The organism is Sorangium sp. So ce321 (assembly GCF_051530195.1).
In the GTDB taxonomy this organism is placed as follows: domain Bacteria; phylum Myxococcota_A; class Polyangia; order Polyangiales; family Polyangiaceae; genus Sorangium.
In genome coordinates this window covers 3415737-3430607 of the sequence record NZ_CP150329.1, presented here as the reverse complement: position 1 = coordinate 3430607, position 14871 = coordinate 3415737, and the positions used below count along the sequence as shown (strand labels likewise).

Here is a 14871-nt window from a genome sequence, read left to right as displayed (position 1 = left end):
CAGGCCGTCATGATGTCTCCACAGAGGACCACGCGAGCGCGCCGCCGTCGGGGTCGATTCGCGCTGGTGTTGGTGGCGGAGTCGCACTAGGCTCTGCTCGGCCTCGCGTCGCACCAGGATCGCGGCGGAGCACACCAGGAGACGACATGGCAAAGCACAGCTTCTCAGTCCCCTTCAGCGGTTCCTCTCAAGACATCGTCGCGAAGGCCAAGACAGCGATCGAGAAAGCCGGCGGCCAGTTCAGCGGCAGCGAGGGCACGGGCGACTTCTCGGTGCCCACGCCGGCCGGGACCGTGAAGGGGACCTATGCCGTCGAGGCGCAGAGCTTCTCCGTGAAGATCACGGACAAGCCGTTCATCGTCCCCGGGAGCGCGATCGAGTCCCAGGTGCGCAAGTTCCTCGAGAAGGCCTGAGCGCCCCCGCCGAGACACGCCGGCCCGCCCGCCCGTCTCGGCGCATTCCCCCCACGATCCCGCCCTCATGGCCCGCTCGCGCCTCGCCGCGAGAGCCCCGTTCCACGACTCGCATCGAATGCCGCTCGCCGCGAGAGCGCCGCCCCACGCACCGCCAGTGCCGCGCGCGGCAGGCTCATCCATCGGTTCCGGAGGGGGCATATCGGCTCGAGCGCGGCGCGTCACGCGCACGACGCGCGCTCAGCCGTTGGCGGGAACGGGAAACGGGAAGAGGAAGAGAAGAGCAGAATCGACCGCTGCCGCACCTTGCGGATCGGAGCGCCGCCAGTAAAGAACCAATCTGGAACGAGAGGAAAACGCGCTTTGTTCGCAGCAGCCCGCGCAGAGCGTCGGTGTCGGCGGTATGAAGGGCGGTGTTGTGCGGGGGGACACCTCCCCTCGATGACGGGGAGGTACGCGTTGCTGAAGCTCCGAGAGCGGAATGTGTGGCTTGGACGGGCCGCGGCGGACAAGGCGGAGGCGATACGGACCGTCGGCCGCGCCATGGTCGAGTCCGGCTTCATCGAGCCTGGCTACATCGACAGCATGCTCCAGCGCGAGCAGGTCGCGGCGACCTACCTCGGCAGCGGGATCGCCATCCCCCACGGGCTGCCGGCCGCGCGGCACCTCGTGCGCGCCACGGGCATCGTCGTCGTGCAGTTCCCCGACGGCGTGGCGTGGGCGGACGGCGAGCGGGCGCGGGTCGCCGTCGGCATCGCCGCCCGGTCCGACGAGCACCTCCAGGTGCTGGCCAACCTCACCGGCGTGCTCGGCGACGCGAGCGCCGCCGACCGGCTAGCGCGGACCAGCGACCCCGGCGAGGTGATCGCGGCCCTCAACGGCGAGGCGAGCTCCCCCGCGGCGCCCCAGGCGGTCGCCCCGGCCGGCGGCAGCTCCATCGAGGTGAGCTCGCCATCGCCCCACGGCCTGCACGCGCGCCCCGCGACAGCGCTCGTCGAGGTCGCCAAGCGCTTCCGCGCCGAGATCGCGGTCCGCCACGGCGAGAAGACGGCCAACGGCAAGAGCCTCGTCGCCCTGCTCGGCCTCGGCGCTGTCGGCGGGGCCCGGCTCACCGTCTCCGCCGCTGGCGACGACGCGGCCGCCGCCCTGGAGGCGCTCGGCGCGGCCTTCGCCGGCGGGCTCGGCGAGGCCGCGGCGCCGCAGGCCCCCCAGGCGGCGCCCGCGCGCCCCGACCGCGCGCCGGCAGCTCACGACCGCGCCCCGGCCGCAGCGCCGCTCGACTACGAGGGGCGCGTCGTCGCGGGCATCTCCGCCTCGCCCGGCCTCGTCGAGGGACCGGCGTGGGCCTTCCAGCGCGAGCGCATCGCCGTCACCGAGACGGCGGCCGACCCCGCCGTGCAGCACCGCCGGCTCGACCAGGCGCTGGCGGGCGCCGCCGTGGACCTGCAACAGCTCCACGACGAGCTCAGCAAGAAGGCAGGCGCGGCGAAGGCCGCCATCTTCAAGGCGCACCTCGAGCTCCTGGAGGACCCGGACCTCGTGGCCGTAGCCCACGCCCGGATCGACGCCGGGCAAAGCGCCGGGTGGGCCTGGCGCAAGGTCTACGAGGAGGGCGCGCACAGCCTCTCGCGGCTCGACGACCCGCTGCTCGCCGCCCGCTCCGCCGATCTGCGCGACGTCGGCCGGCGGGTGCTCCGGTTCCTGGCCGACTCGATCGAGAGCGCCGCGTCGCTGCCGAGCCACCCGGTCGTGCTGCTCGCGGATGACCTGTCGCCGTCGGACACCGCGAAGCTCGATCCGAAGCAGGTGCTCGGCCTGTGCACCTCGGTGGGCGGGGCGACCTCGCACACGGCGATCATCGCCCGCTCGCTCGACATCCCGGCCGTCGTCGCCGCCGGCCCCGCGGCGCTCGACGTGGAGGACGGGGAGGCGTGCATCCTCGACGGCGACGCGGGCGTGCTGGTGGTGCGCCCGACCGCGCGCGATCGCGCGCGCGCCGAGGTCAGGCGGGAGCAGGTGCTCGAGCGGCGCGAGGCCGAGCGGCTCGACCGCTTCAAGCCGGCGATCACGCGCGACGGCCGGCGGGTCGAGGTGGTCGCCAACATCGGCGCGCCCGGCGAGGCGCAGCAGGCGGTCGACGCCGGCGGCGAGGGCGTCGGGCTGATGCGCACCGAGTTCCTGTTCCTGAAGCGCGAGTCCCCGCCGAGCGAGGACGAGCAGGCCGAGGCCTACACGACGATGGTGCGCGCGCTGAACGGGCTGCCGATCATCCTGCGCACGCTCGACATCGGCGGCGACAAGCACGTGCCCTACCTGTCGATGCCGGCCGAGGGCAACCCGTTCCTCGGCGTGCGCGGCGTCCGGCTGTGCCTCGCGCGCGAGGACCTGTTCCGCACGCAGCTCCGCGCGATCTTTCGCGCCTCGCGCGAAGGGCCGGTGCGGCTCATGTACCCGATGATCTCCATGGTGGAGGAGCTCGCGAAGGCCATGGAGATCACCGAGGAGGTGCGGCGCGAGATCGGCGCCGACCCGATCGAGATCGGCATCATGATCGAGGTGCCGTCGGCGGTGATGATCGCCGACCGGCTGGCCCGCGAGGTCTCGTTCTTCTCGATCGGCACGAACGATCTCACCCAGTACGTCCTGGCGATGGACCGCCAGCACCCGACGCTGGCGTCGCAGGCCGACGGGCTGCACCCGGCGGTGCTGCGCATGATCGAGCTCACCGCGGCGGCGGCGCGCGAGGCGGGCATCTGGGTCGGGGCGTGCGGCGGCATCGCCGGCGACCCGGCGGGCACGGTGGTGCTGGCGGGGCTCGGCCTCGTCGAGCTCAGCGTCAGCATCCCGAGCATCGCCGCGACCAAGGCGCTCCTGCGCAGCATCACGATGGCCGGCGCCGAGGACATCGCCCGCCGCGCGCTCGCCTGCGGCACCGCCGCCGAGGTGCGCGCGCTCGTGCAGGGAGCCCAGGGGGCCGCGGCGTGAGCGGGGCGGGCGGCGGAGCGGGCGGCGGGACGTCGCGCCGCGACGGGCTGGTGACGGTGACGCTCAACGCGGCGCTGGACCAGACGCTGGAGTGCCCGGGCTTCGCGGCCGGCGCGGTGAACCGGGTCGCGGCCCAGGCGCTCACCGCGGGCGGCAAGGGCATCAACGTGGCCGCGCTCCTCGCGGGGCGCGCCGCGGGCCCGGTGACGGCGGCGGGGTTCCTCGGCCGCGACAACGCGGCCCCTTTCGAGGCGCTGTTCCGCGAGCGCGGCATCCAGGACCGCTGCCTGCGGCTGCCCGGCGGGAGCCGGGTGAACATCAAGGTGGTCGACCGGCTCGGCCCGGGCGGCCCGAAGGTCACCGACATCAACCTGCCGGGCCTCACCGTGCCGCCGGAGGCGCTCTCGCGGCTCGTGGGCGAGCTCGACGCGCTGGCCCGGGAGAACCGCTGGTTCGTGCTGGCCGGCAGCGTCCCGGCCGGGGTGCCCGACGACTTCTACGCGGAGATGGTGCGGCGGCTCAAGGCGCGGGGCTGCTCCGTCGCTGTCGACGCCAGCGGCGCGCCGCTGCGCCACGCGGTGGCGGCGCGGCCCGACATGATCAAGCCGAACCAGCACGAGCTGGGGGAGCTGCTCGGCGCGCCGCTGTCGGGGGGGCGCGCGGAGGTCCTCCGGGCGGCGCGCGAGCTCCAGCGGTCCGGCGTCGGGCTGGTGGTCGTCTCGCTCGGGGCCGACGGCGCCCTCCTCGTCGACGCGGGGCGGGCGCTCCTGGCGGTGCCGCCGCCGATCGAGGTCGCGAGCACTGTCGGCGCCGGCGACGCCATGGTGGCTGGCGTGCTTTCGGCGCGGCTCGGCGAGGGCGGCGACCTCGAGGCGTGCGCGCGCCTCGGCACCGCGTTCGCGGCCGGCAAGCTGGCCCAGGTCGGGCCGGTGCTGCCGCCCGACGAGCGCATCCAGGAGCTCCGCGCCGCCACGCGCATCGAGCGTCTCGACCCTGCCTGACCCAGTCCGGAAAGAGAGCCTGTCCATGGAGAAGCTGGTTGCGATCACGGCCTGTCCCACGGGAATCGCCCACACGATCATGGCCGCGGAGGCGCTGCGGCGGGTGGCCGCCATGAAGGGGCACGACCTCCGGGTCGAGACGCAGGGCTCCGAGGGCGTGAAGACGCCGCTGTCGGACGACGACATCGCCGCCGCGGGCGCGGTGATCCTGGCGGCCGACATCCAGGTCGACGAGTCGCGCTTCGAGGGCAAGCCGGTCACGCGCGTGTCGACCGCGAGGGCCATCCGCGACACCGAGGCGGTGCTCGACGCAGCGGTCGCCGCCGCGAGCGGCTCGGCCCGCGCGGCGAGCGGCTCGGCCCACGCGGCGAGCGGCTCGGCCCACGCGGCGAGCGCCTCGGCCCACGCGGCGAGCGCCTCGGCCCACGCGGCGAGCGCCTCGGCCCGCGCCGCGACGCCGGTCGCGAGCGCGCCGGCCCCGGCGGCCAGCGCGGCCGCGCCCGAGCTGGCCGCGTCGCCCGCCAGAAAGGGCCTGCTCGTCGCGGTGACCGCGTGTCCGACCGGGATCGCGCACACGTTCATGGCGGCCGAGGCGCTGACCCGCGCAGCGCGGGCGGCCGGCTACGAGATCCGGGTCGAGACCCAGGGCTCTGTCGGGGCGAAGAACGCCCTGACGGCGGAGGAGATCCAGAAGGCCGACGCCGTGATCGTCGGCGCCGACACGCACGTGGCGCTCGATCGCTTCGCGGGCAAGCGGCTGCTGCAGACGTCGGTCGGCGAGGCGCTGAAGAAGGCGGATCAGGTGGTCACGAGGGCGCTCTCGCTGCCCGAGCCAGAGGTCGCGCCCGATCTCGGCCACCAGGTGGCGCAGGCCAAGGCGCAGCTGAAGGAGAAGCAGTCGGGCCCCTACAAGCACCTGCTCACCGGCGTGTCGTTCATGCTGCCGCTCGTCGTGGCCGGCGGCCTGATCATCGCGCTTTCCTTCGTCTTCGGCATCGAGGCCTTCAAGGAGCCGGGCACGCTGCCGGCGGCGCTGATGCAGATCGGCGGTCAGGGCGCGTTCACGCTGATGGTGCCGGTGCTGGCGGGCTACATCGCCTACTCGATCGCCGACCGGCCCGGCCTCACGCCGGGCCTCGTCGGCGGCCTCCTGGCCTCGCAGCTCAACGCCGGCTTCCTCGGCGGCATCGTCGCCGGCTTCCTCGGCGGCTATGTCGCGCGGTGGATCCGCGACACGGTGCGGCTGCCGGCCAACCTGGAGGGACTGAAGCCGGTCCTGGTCATCCCGCTCCTGTCGACGCTGGTGGTCGGTCTCCTGATGATCTACGTCGTCGGCAAGCCGGTCAGCGCCATCATGACCGGATTGACCGACTTCCTGAGGGGGATGGGCGGCACCAACGCGGTGGCGCTCGGCGCGCTGCTCGGCGCCATGATGGCGATCGACATGGGCGGGCCCGTCAACAAGGCGGCCTACACCTTCTCGGTCGGCCTGCTCGCCTCGAGCACCTTCACCCCGATGGCCGCGACGATGGCCGCTGGCATGGTGCCGCCGCTCGGGCTGGCGCTGGCGACCGTCATCGCCAGGAACCGCTTCACCGCGCAGGAGCGGGAGGCGGGCAAGGCCGCGGCCGTGCTCGGCGCCGCCTTCATCACCGAGGGCGCCATCCCGTTCGCCGCCCAGGACCCGGTGCGCGTCATCCCCGCGGCGGTGCTCGGGTCCGCCGTCACCGGCGCGCTGTCCATGGGGCTCGGCTGCGGCCTCCGGGCGCCGCACGGCGGCGTCTTCGTGCTGGCGATCCCGAACGCCGTGTCGCCGCTCGGCGTCTACCTGCTGTCGATCGTGGCGGGGACGGTGGTGACCGCGCTGGCCCTCATGGTCCTGAAGAGGCCGGTCGCGCAGCCCGTCGCGCCCCCGCCCGCGCAGCCGTAGCCGCGCGCCCTGGTCCGAGCCGTAGCCGCGCGCCCTGGTCCGGCCCGCGGCGGCCCTTGGTCCTCGACGCGCGCCGCGCGGCGGTCACCGCTCGACCAGCAGCACCGGGCTGCCCGAGAGGGCGAGCGTCACCTTGCCGCCGCTCACGTACAGGGGGGGTGTCACCACGCCGTCCCACACGTGGACGTCGAACCCCCTCTCGGTCGCGAGCTCGGCGCTCGCGCTCGCCTCCTCCGCGCCGGCCGGCGTCACGGCCCAGAGGGCGATCAGGCGCTTGCCGTCCTTCCGGAAGGCGGCGCCCCGCGCGCCCGCCGGCAGCGCGAGCGCCTTCGTCGCGCCGTCATCGTACGACGCGCCGGCGAGCACCTCGGTGAGGGTCGTGTACGCCATGCCGAGCTCGGTCTTGGTCGCCTCATCCATGCTCGTGAGGGCGCCTATGTCGTTGTAGAGCCCCATGAGCTCGAACACGTCCTCGCTCCTCACGTCGCCGTTCGAGAGGATGAACCAGTCGACGCCGCCGATGCCATGCGCCTGCGCCATGGTCATCACCTTGAGGAGGTAGTTGCGCGCGTACGTCGGGTTCCCCAGGTCCGGGTACTCCGGCGTCGACGCGAGGGGCGCGCCGGTCTCCGACACGTTCCACCCCTGCACCTCCACGCCGGCGTCGGCGAGCACCGCGGCAAAGGCTTCCTTCGTTGCAAGGAACTCGTCGACGGACGCGTCCGAGCTCTTCCGGCTGAAGATGGGATAATAGTGGAAGTCGACGACGTCGATGTAGGCGCCGCCCTTCTCCGGGTAATCCGGCGTGACGGCGCCGCCGTCGGGGTTGTCGGTGTAACGCAGGATCGCGGAGAGGAACGACGGATAGCCGATGCCCCCCGTCGCGATCCGCGCGTCCGGGTCGGCCCGGCGCGCGGCCTCCTTCGTGACGCGCAGCATCCGTATGTAATCGAAGATCGACCCGTTGAAGCGGGGGAGATCGGCGGCCCTGGGCGGCTCGGTCTCCCACGTCTGGGTGACGCTCCAGTCGGCCACCCAGTCGGGCTCGTTCCACACGTGCCACAGGTGGATCCAGGGCTTGTAGGTGTCGACGGTCCGGTACACGTACGACGCCCACGCGTTGGCCGGGTTCACCGAGCCGTCGGGCAGGAAGATCGGCTCGTGGAGGCTCTTCGGGATGTAGTGCTCGTTTTCCCATTCGGCCGCGCCGGGCGGCGCCACGGTCATGTCCAACGACTCGGAGCCGATGAGGAACCCGATGTGATCGGCCATGCCCAGGGACGCGTACGTCTCGATATCGCCGACCTCGATCTCGTATCCCCACGTCGCGAGGTGGGCCGCCGGGAGCTTGACGCGGATGCTGCGGGCGCCCGCGCGCGCCGCGAGGGTCGCCTCCTCAGCGTCGCCCCAGGCCGCGTTGCGGTGGCCGAGGTTCACGCCGTGGCGAAACGCGAGAGGGAGCCCCGCGCCGCTCCCGCCGCCGCCGGCGCCGCTCCCGCCGCTGCCGGGGCCGCCCGTGCCGCTCCCGCCTCTACCGGGGCCGCTCCCCCCTCCGCCGGGCCCGTCATCGACGCCCGGCGTGCCGTCCCCCGAACCACACGCGATGAGCGCGGAAGCGCACAGCAGAACGAACTCTCGGCGCATTGACGATCCTCCTCCCGGCGGGAGCCGGGCGGCCAGTATAAAGGGTTCCGTCCCTCACGCGCCGTCCGCGGCGAGGTGGACCTTGAGGACGCTCTCCTCGGCGGGCACGCCGAGCCGGAGGGGGAAGCCGTAGTGGCCGGTCCCGCGGTGCACGTAGAGCCGGTCCGGGCCGCGGGCCCACAGGCCGTGATCGGGCATCGTCACGAAGAGCCGCATGGCGGTCCAGGTGCCGCCGAGGCTGACGATGCCGACCTGCCCGCCGTGGGTGTGACCTGACAGCACGAGGTCTCCCTCCCCCTCCCCGAGGTGGCGGAACGCGCCCGGATCGTGGAGCAGGATGAGCCGGAGCGCGCCGGGGACGCGCGGGTGCTGGGCGCAGACCTCGGCCATGCGCAGCGCGCGGTCGCGGTAGTGGAAGTCCATCCCGAGGATCTGCACCGGCCCCGCGGCGGTCTCGACGAGCGCCGCGTCGTCCACGAGCAGGCGCGCGCCCGCCCGGGCGAGCGCTGTCGCGACGTGCCGGGGCGCCTCGTGATCATGGTTGCCGTGGCACGCGAACACGCGGCCCTCGAGGGCGCGGAGCGGGGACAGCGCCTCGGCGAGGTGCTCCGCTGTGCCCTGCGACTCCATGGTCAGGTAATCGCCGGTGAGCACGACCAGATCGGGATCGCGCTCGACCGCGCGCTCGCAGATGCCGCGGAGCCGCGCGACGGACATGAACGGACCGAGGTGCGGGTCGGTGATCTGGACGATGCGCAGGGGGCGGCGCGCGCCGGGCGCCTGGTCGCGCGGCAGTGGGTGGCGGCGCAGCCCCTCGACGCGAGCGCGGTCGACGACGAGCTCGACCTCCTCGCGGCGGGTGGTGAGCGACTGGAGGATGCCGATCCCCGCGAGGGCGAACGGCGCCCAGAGGCCGTACGGCGTCGCGCCGAGCCCGCCCGCGATGGCCCACGGGAACGACAGGAAGATCGCCGCGACGAAGTACGACGCGGGGATGCTCACCAGCGCGCGGTAGGCGACCGGGCGCATCCGCGGGCGCGAGAGCAGGAAGAAGTGCAGGTACACGGCGGCCTGGAGGTACGCGAACACCGGCGCGAGCGGGCCGACGTGCCGGAAGAGCGCGCAGGAGATCAGGGTGTGGAGGCCGACGAGGACGCCGACGAACCGCGCGTAGAACCGACCTCGGCGGCGCCTCGCCGCCGCGAAGACGACGATCCAGGCGAGGACCGAGGCCACCCAGAACAGGACGATGGGGGACGGGACCTTCAAGCGACAGCTCCAGGCGACTCAGGCGTACAGCGCCACCGCGGCCTGTCCCGCCTGGTCGGAGCCCGAGTCTCGCGCGTCCAGCGTGCCCGCGCCAGGCGCCGGCGCGGCGACGCCTCCTGCGAGGCGCGCGAGGCGCCCGAGCCGCGCCGTCGGGCGGCGTTGCGGCACAGGGACCTTGCTGGTAGGCAGGCGCGATGCTCCTCCTGGTGAGGCACGCGCTGCGCGCGCTCGATCCCGGCGATGAAGGCGGCGATCCTGGCAAGGCCTTCCGGTGCTCCGAGGGGCATCGCCGCGAGGGTTGCTCCCGATGATCCCGTACACGACACGCGATTGGCTTCATCTGCTGGTCTCCCCGCGCGGCTCCTTCTCGCCGGGCGTCATGCGCCGCGTGCTGGCCTTCGGCGTCATCGCCGCGGCGCTCTGGCTCGCGGACAGGTACGTCCCCCGCGTCGGCCTCTCGATTGGCTTTTACGAGGTCGCGGGCGCGGTGATCGCGCTCATCCTCGCGTTCCGCACGAACACTTCCTATAACCGCTTCTGGGAGGGCCGCACCCTCTGGGGCTCGATCGTGAATGCGAGCCGCAACATCACGCGCATCGTCAGCGCGCACGCCGCGGTGGAGCCAGCCGTAGCGCGCGAGTTCGCCGTCTGGGTGGTGGTGTTCGTCCACGCGACGCGGCGCTCGCTCCGCGGGCAGTCCGAGCGCCCGGAGATCGAGCGGCTCCTCCCCGCGGCGCAGCTCGAGGCCCTGAAGGCGCATGCCCACCCGCCGCTCTACGCCGCGCAGCAGCTCTCCGAGCGCCTCGCGGCCTTCGGGCGGGCCGGGAGCCTCGAGCGCAACATGGCGGCGTGCGCGGAGGAGGAGCTGAACGTCCTGGTCAATTGCCTCGGGGGCTGCGAGCGCATCCTGAAGACACCGACGCCGCTCGGCTACGTGCTGATCTTGCGGCGCGGCGTGGCGCTCTACCTGGCCACGCTGCCCCTCGCCCTGGTCAACGCGCTCGGGTTCATCACGCCGATCGTGACGATGATGGTCGCCTATCCCGTCCTGATGATCGAGGCGCTCGGCGAGGAGCTCGACGACCCCTTCGGCCACGAGCCGAACGATCTGCCGCTCACGCGGGTCTGCGACACGATCGAGCGCAACCTCCTGGGCTCATCGCCGCTCGAGCTGGTGATGGCCTCGAAGGCCGAGAACTACGAGGACTGAGCGCCGCGCGGCGCGTGTGGGGACGCGCGCTCCGGGCCGCTCTCATCCGGCCCCGGCCGCTCTGGCCGGGCGTACAGGCGGGAAGGAGTATTTACATACTCTCCCTCATCTCCCGCCCCTCATCCTCTTGAACGATTCTCCTGCCTTCATCCTCTTGAACGATTCTCCTGCCTTCATCCTCTTGAAGGTCTGCATTCAAGGCGAGCTCGCCCGGTCTGCATTATCGCCAGACGCACCGTTGCCACGGCGCGGCGCGGGTACCAGCTTCAGCGCATGGCGCAGCCCGCAGTGCTCGGCAGCGAACCCGCCCACTACCGGCGTTTGAACCTCGACCCCGACCGCATTCAGGCCTGGGAGGACGGCCTGCGCACCGACCCGGGCGCACGCAGCTTCGAGTGGTGGTACCACGACTGCCGCCTTGACGACGGCACCCGCATCACGATCGAGCTGCACACGAAGCCGCCGGTGGTCTCGCCCTCCACGCCGCTCATGCCGTTTGTCTCGCTGGTGATGCTCCGCCCCGACGGCTCGCTGCTGGTGAAGAGCACCGTCGCCGCGCCGGAAGCGTTCTCGGCGTCGCGCGAGGGCTGCGACGTACGCATCGGCGAGCACTGGTGCCGCGGCGACCTGCGACGCCAGGAGGTCCACGTGGAGCTGGAGGGCACCGCGATCGACCTGGAGATGATCTCCGAGCTTGCGCCCTGGCGCCCTGCCACCGGCCACATGCTCCTCGGAGAGGATGAGTCGCGCTACATCGCCTGGCTCCCGGTGATGCCCCGCGCGCGGGTGACCGCGGAGATCACCGCCGGCGGCCGGCGCGAGCGGCTCGGCGGGGTCGGATACCACGATCACAACTGGGGTAACGTCGCTCCCGCGTCGGCCATCGATCACTGGTACTGGGGGCATGCCCACATCGGCGAGTACACCGTGGTCACGCTGCGCGCGGTCAGCCACGCCAGGTACGGCAAGGCGGTGCTTGTCGCGTTCCTGCTCGCGCGCGGCGGCGAGGTGCTCGCCAAGGGCACCGAGGGGCTGGAGCTCTCGGCCATCGACGAGGCGCGCGACCCGGGCACCGGGGTCCCGGTGGCCAGCCGGCTAATCTACCAGATCCCGGCCGGCGATGCGCGCTACCGGGTCGAGTTCGCGCGGCGCCGGGATGTGCTGGCGCTCGGCTTCGGCGACGCCGGCGGCTACCTGCGCTTCGTGGGTGACGCGCGCATCGAGCGCGTCGGAGACGCAGGGACGCACGAGGAAGCCAGCGGAGACGGCCTGTGGGAGGTCCTGTCGTTCGACCCGCGCCCGCGCCAGGCCGCTTGAGCGCTGGCGCCGCAGTCCCCGGGTTGAAGGCTGACGACCGCGGGCCGCCTGGCACCGTCGAGCTCCCGACATCGAGAGCTCGGAAAGTCGGGACCGAGGAAGAAGGCGCCAGCATCGAGATCTTGCTCGAATGCGCAACTCGAATGCGCAAAAGGACGCGTCATGCTCGCGCCGACCAGCAAAACGGCACGCAAACGTGCCTCTGCTCGCGACCTCCACCCGCGGGAACGGCGTCGGAGCGCCAGCCCTGCGGCGCGGCACGAGACGTGCTGGATGTGCTAACTAACGTGTGACCAGCGTGCTACCTGCCAATACTCGACGGCTGAACGAGCTCGGTCGCGTGGTTGGCGGCGTCGTTCGGTGGTCGCTCGTGCACTGAACGCTCTCCCTGTTCGCACGACGAGAGACGACCCATGAGACTGCTCGCAACGGCGCTATCTACCTGGAGTGCTTCCCTGCTGTTCAACATCACCCCCGCGAGCGGATCGCCTTCGGCCGACGGCGGCCCTGCCGAGGGCAGCTGCGGCGACGTCAGCGGTGCGCGCGGCGACGCTACCCGGAAGCGCGAGCCGAGCTTCATCGATTGTCGTGGGGCGATCGCCTATACGTTCAGCACCGCATTGCCGGACACGCGCTGCGAGGGCCCAGGACTCGTGATCTTCGCGGACTCGAACTTGGAGGCGCTGGGATGCGCCGCCGCGAGCGCCGCACTCCAGGGCGTTCAGCTCGCCACGGCGGGGGCGGCACGAACGTACGCGATATGCGTCACCAGTCCCTTCGGGAGGTCGACCCAGCACGTCGCGGCGTACTCTCAGAGTGACGCCAAGACGTGCGCGCGCTCCTATGTGTGCGGGGCCCTCGGCGACTGCACCGCCGCCCCGAACGCATGTCGGTGACGTCTTCATTGCGGTACCGTGGTCGCAGGTCCGGCCCCGGGGTCGGCGCTGGCAGCCTGGTGCCCGCCGTGGAGTTACGTGGAGTTACGTGGAGCGCTGTACCTGGCGTCACCTGCTGCGCCGGCTCGCGGTGGTCCCGCTCACGCCGGGCCCACCGAGATCCACTCGGTTCCACAGCAGCTTGGCGTCGTTGCCCGATCCAGATCTGAAGCTTCTTCCTTGGACGCCGCTTGACAGGCCGCTCCTTGCTGTGATGCCGTGTCCCTCAGGTCGCGCATGTACTCGACGTCATCTGTCGTGTCGCATCGCTCCGGTGGACGCGGCACGTGGTGCGCTCGTCAGAGCCGGTGCATGCGTTGTACTCAGATCGTGCTGCTTGTGGGACTCGCATCCCTCCTCTCGTCCCGCTGCTGCATGGCTCCTCAGCCCTGCGCTGCGCGCCGAGGAGCTCCTCGTCGACATCCCCGCAGGCACCCTCGACGGACACCTGGGGGTCTCGCCGCCGCTCAGCCTGCGGAGCGAGTCCGTCGTCGATCTCGGCCCGGTTTCTGCCCCATGCACGCCGCGGCCATGATCTCGCTACAGGTCTGATCTGCGCGCAAGGGCACCGAGCGCGACCGCACGAACCACATACGAACGAGCGACAGCGTACCAGGAGGGGTCTCATGACGATGATTGGGCGAAATTGGGCAGCGGCCATCGGGCTCATGCTGATGACGGCGGCATGCGGAGAGAGCGATACGGACGAGGCGAGGGCAGCCACGCCCATCAAGCGAACACCGCTTCCTCAGAACGAGTTCGTCCCGGTGAAGATCGAGGCCACGATCGACGAGCTCGTCGCCGAGATCAACAAGAGCTCGATCCAGACCATGCAGGTCGCGGTGTTGCTGAAGTCCCTCAACGACTTCTTTGCGCCGATCGCCACGGGCGCGAACCGGGCCATGGGTGAGCTCGGGGTCTCCGGGAGGGTCACGGGGAACGTGCTCGGGTCCACCAGTGCTTCGGCAGATCAAGAGCAATTGATGAAGCTCCAGACCGAACAGATAAAGCAGGCGGTGGAGGAAGGCGCCGAGGGGATGGCCATCACGCCCTTCGGCGAAGGCAACGCGGCCGCGATCGACGAGGCCATCGCGAAGGGGATCCCCGTGGTGGCGCTCGACACCGACCTGGCGAGCTCGAAGCGCGCGTTCTACATCGGGATACTCAGCAGGTCTGCCGGGGCCACGGCAGGGAATACCCTGCTCGAGATGCTGCCCGAGGGGCGGCCGGGCACGGTGCTCATCCACGGCTGGGCCGACCCGAGCTGGGCCGACGGCGTCAACCGGACCCAGGGCGCCAAGGAGGCGCTCGAGGAAGCCGGTTACGACGTTCTGGTACATCAGTCCATCTATGATGACGAAGCCAGGGACGTCGAGGTGATGAAAGGCGAGATCGAGGACGCGGACCCGCCCGTCGTGGGCCTGATGGGGATGTTCAGCGACTCGTATCGATGCGTGCTGGCCGCGGACGCCGTGGACGCGCCGGAGCTCCCCATCGTCGCCTTCGACTTCGCGCCGCAGACCGCCGACTACATGCGCCAGGGTCGCATCAAGGCCACGCACGTCCAGCGTCAGTACTACGAGGGGTACCTCGGGCCCTATATCGTCTACGGCATCAAGAGCATCGGCCTCGACGCGACCAAGAAGATCCTCGCGCCTCAGCTCCTGGGAGATCAGTTCGACCTCGGCGTCGACGTGGTCCCGTCGGGCAAGGTCAACGCCTACATCGACTTCCTCGACGAGATCGGCGCAGAGCAGTAGCGGTGTCGCAGATCGAGGAGGACCTCGCGCGGCTCCAGCGCGTGCTCGGGCGCGGCGACGCGGCCTACCTCGTCGTGGCGGGCCTCGGCGGCGTGCCGCGCCGATAGCCCGGCGAGCACGGCGCCGCGCGCGGTCGCCGCTGCGCGCCTTGACCCGTCCTGCGTGCGCCCGCTGGCTGGCGCCCCGGGTGATGGGCATACGGATGCCGCCGGCGGGGGTTCCAGGCTCCGGATGGCCATCAAGGCGTCGGCTCACAGAGCGACCCGAGAGGCGCATCTGCCGGGCGCGATGACAAGGCGCACCGTCCTTCGGGCCGTCATGAAGGAATAGAGGCCCAGCGTCCTCCCTACCCGCGCACGCTCCTTCTCTTCAACGAACGCGCGTCCGGAGCGCCCGTCGGCAGCCGC

At 71.9% G+C, this 14871-nt stretch carries 10 protein-coding genes; 8 read left to right on the top strand and 2 right to left on the bottom strand.

Translation table 11 applies throughout. From position 1 onward, the window contains the following. The first annotated feature begins 146 nt into the window (after window positions 1–146). From WME89_RS13345 to WME89_RS13330, 4 genes are all read left to right on the top strand, one after another. Complete coding sequence (locus WME89_RS13345) at window positions 147–413, top strand: hypothetical protein (protein WP_437512607.1); 267 nt, start codon at window positions 147–149, stop codon at window positions 411–413. A 459-nt stretch (window positions 414–872) separates the two neighbouring features. Next, a complete protein-coding gene (gene ptsP, locus WME89_RS13340; protein WP_438009558.1) occupies window positions 873–3398 on the top strand; it encodes a phosphoenolpyruvate--protein phosphotransferase in 2526 nt (841 codons plus the stop codon). Further along, window positions 3395–4399 (top strand): 1-phosphofructokinase, encoded by a 1005-nt coding sequence (pfkB, locus tag WME89_RS13335; protein WP_438009557.1) that lies wholly within the window; start codon window positions 3395–3397, stop codon window positions 4397–4399. Before ptsP ends, pfkB begins: the two co-directional genes overlap by 4 nt. A gap of 25 nt (window positions 4400–4424) precedes the next feature. After that, complete coding sequence (locus WME89_RS13330) at window positions 4425–6329, top strand: PTS fructose-like transporter subunit IIB (RefSeq protein WP_438009556.1); 1905 nt, start codon at window positions 4425–4427, stop codon at window positions 6327–6329. A gap of 84 nt (window positions 6330–6413) precedes the next feature. On the opposite strand, the gene WME89_RS13325 is transcribed toward WME89_RS13330, so the two are convergent. Both WME89_RS13325 and WME89_RS13320 read right to left on the bottom strand, forming a co-directional pair. After that, entirely contained in the window at window positions 6414–7973 is a 1560-nt protein-coding gene (locus tag WME89_RS13325; protein WP_438009555.1) for a hypothetical protein, read from the bottom strand. 54 nt (window positions 7974–8027) lie between these two features. Then, window positions 8028–9242, bottom strand: coding sequence for a metallophosphoesterase (locus tag WME89_RS13320; RefSeq protein ID WP_438009554.1), 1215 nt, complete (start codon window positions 9240–9242; stop codon window positions 8028–8030). A 307-nt stretch (window positions 9243–9549) separates the two neighbouring features. On the opposite strand from WME89_RS13320, the gene WME89_RS13315 reads away from it, so the two are divergent. From WME89_RS13315 to WME89_RS13300, 4 genes are all read left to right on the top strand, one after another. Next, window positions 9550–10452: a bestrophin family protein gene (locus tag WME89_RS13315; RefSeq protein ID WP_438009553.1), complete on the top strand. Its 903-nt coding sequence runs from the start codon at window positions 9550–9552 to the stop codon at window positions 10450–10452. Between the two features lie 273 nt (window positions 10453–10725). Further along, on the top strand, window positions 10726–11769 hold the full coding sequence (locus tag WME89_RS13310; protein WP_438009552.1) for a hypothetical protein: 1044 nt from the start codon (window positions 10726–10728) through the stop codon (window positions 11767–11769). 413 nt (window positions 11770–12182) lie between these two features. After that, entirely contained in the window at window positions 12183–12665 is a 483-nt protein-coding gene (locus WME89_RS13305) for a hypothetical protein (RefSeq protein ID WP_438009551.1), read from the top strand. Between the two features lie 665 nt (window positions 12666–13330). Further along, window positions 13331–14464, top strand: a complete 1134-nt coding sequence (locus WME89_RS13300) for a sugar ABC transporter substrate-binding protein (protein WP_438009550.1) — start codon at window positions 13331–13333, stop codon at window positions 14462–14464. Window positions 14465–14871: the final 407 nt, after the last annotated feature.

Excerpts from the sequence above, each read along its gene's own strand:
- WME89_RS13310 (WP_438009552.1), top strand. The coding sequence starts at position 10,726 with ATGGCGCAGCCCGCAGTGCTCGGCAGCGAACCCGCCCACTACCGGCGT.
- WME89_RS13330 (WP_438009556.1), top strand. The coding sequence starts at position 4,425 with ATGGAGAAGCTGGTTGCGATCACGGCCTGTCCCACGGGAATCGCCCAC.
- WME89_RS13325 (WP_438009555.1), bottom strand. The coding sequence starts at position 7,973 with ATGCGCCGAGAGTTCGTTCTGCTGTGCGCTTCCGCGCTCATCGCGTGT.
- WME89_RS13315 (WP_438009553.1), top strand. The coding sequence starts at position 9,550 with ATGATCCCGTACACGACACGCGATTGGCTTCATCTGCTGGTCTCCCCG.
- WME89_RS13300 (WP_438009550.1), top strand. The coding sequence starts at position 13,331 with ATGACGATGATTGGGCGAAATTGGGCAGCGGCCATCGGGCTCATGCTG.
- WME89_RS13345 (WP_437512607.1), top strand. The coding sequence starts at position 147 with ATGGCAAAGCACAGCTTCTCAGTCCCCTTCAGCGGTTCCTCTCAAGAC.
- WME89_RS13305 (WP_438009551.1), top strand. The coding sequence starts at position 12,183 with ATGAGACTGCTCGCAACGGCGCTATCTACCTGGAGTGCTTCCCTGCTG.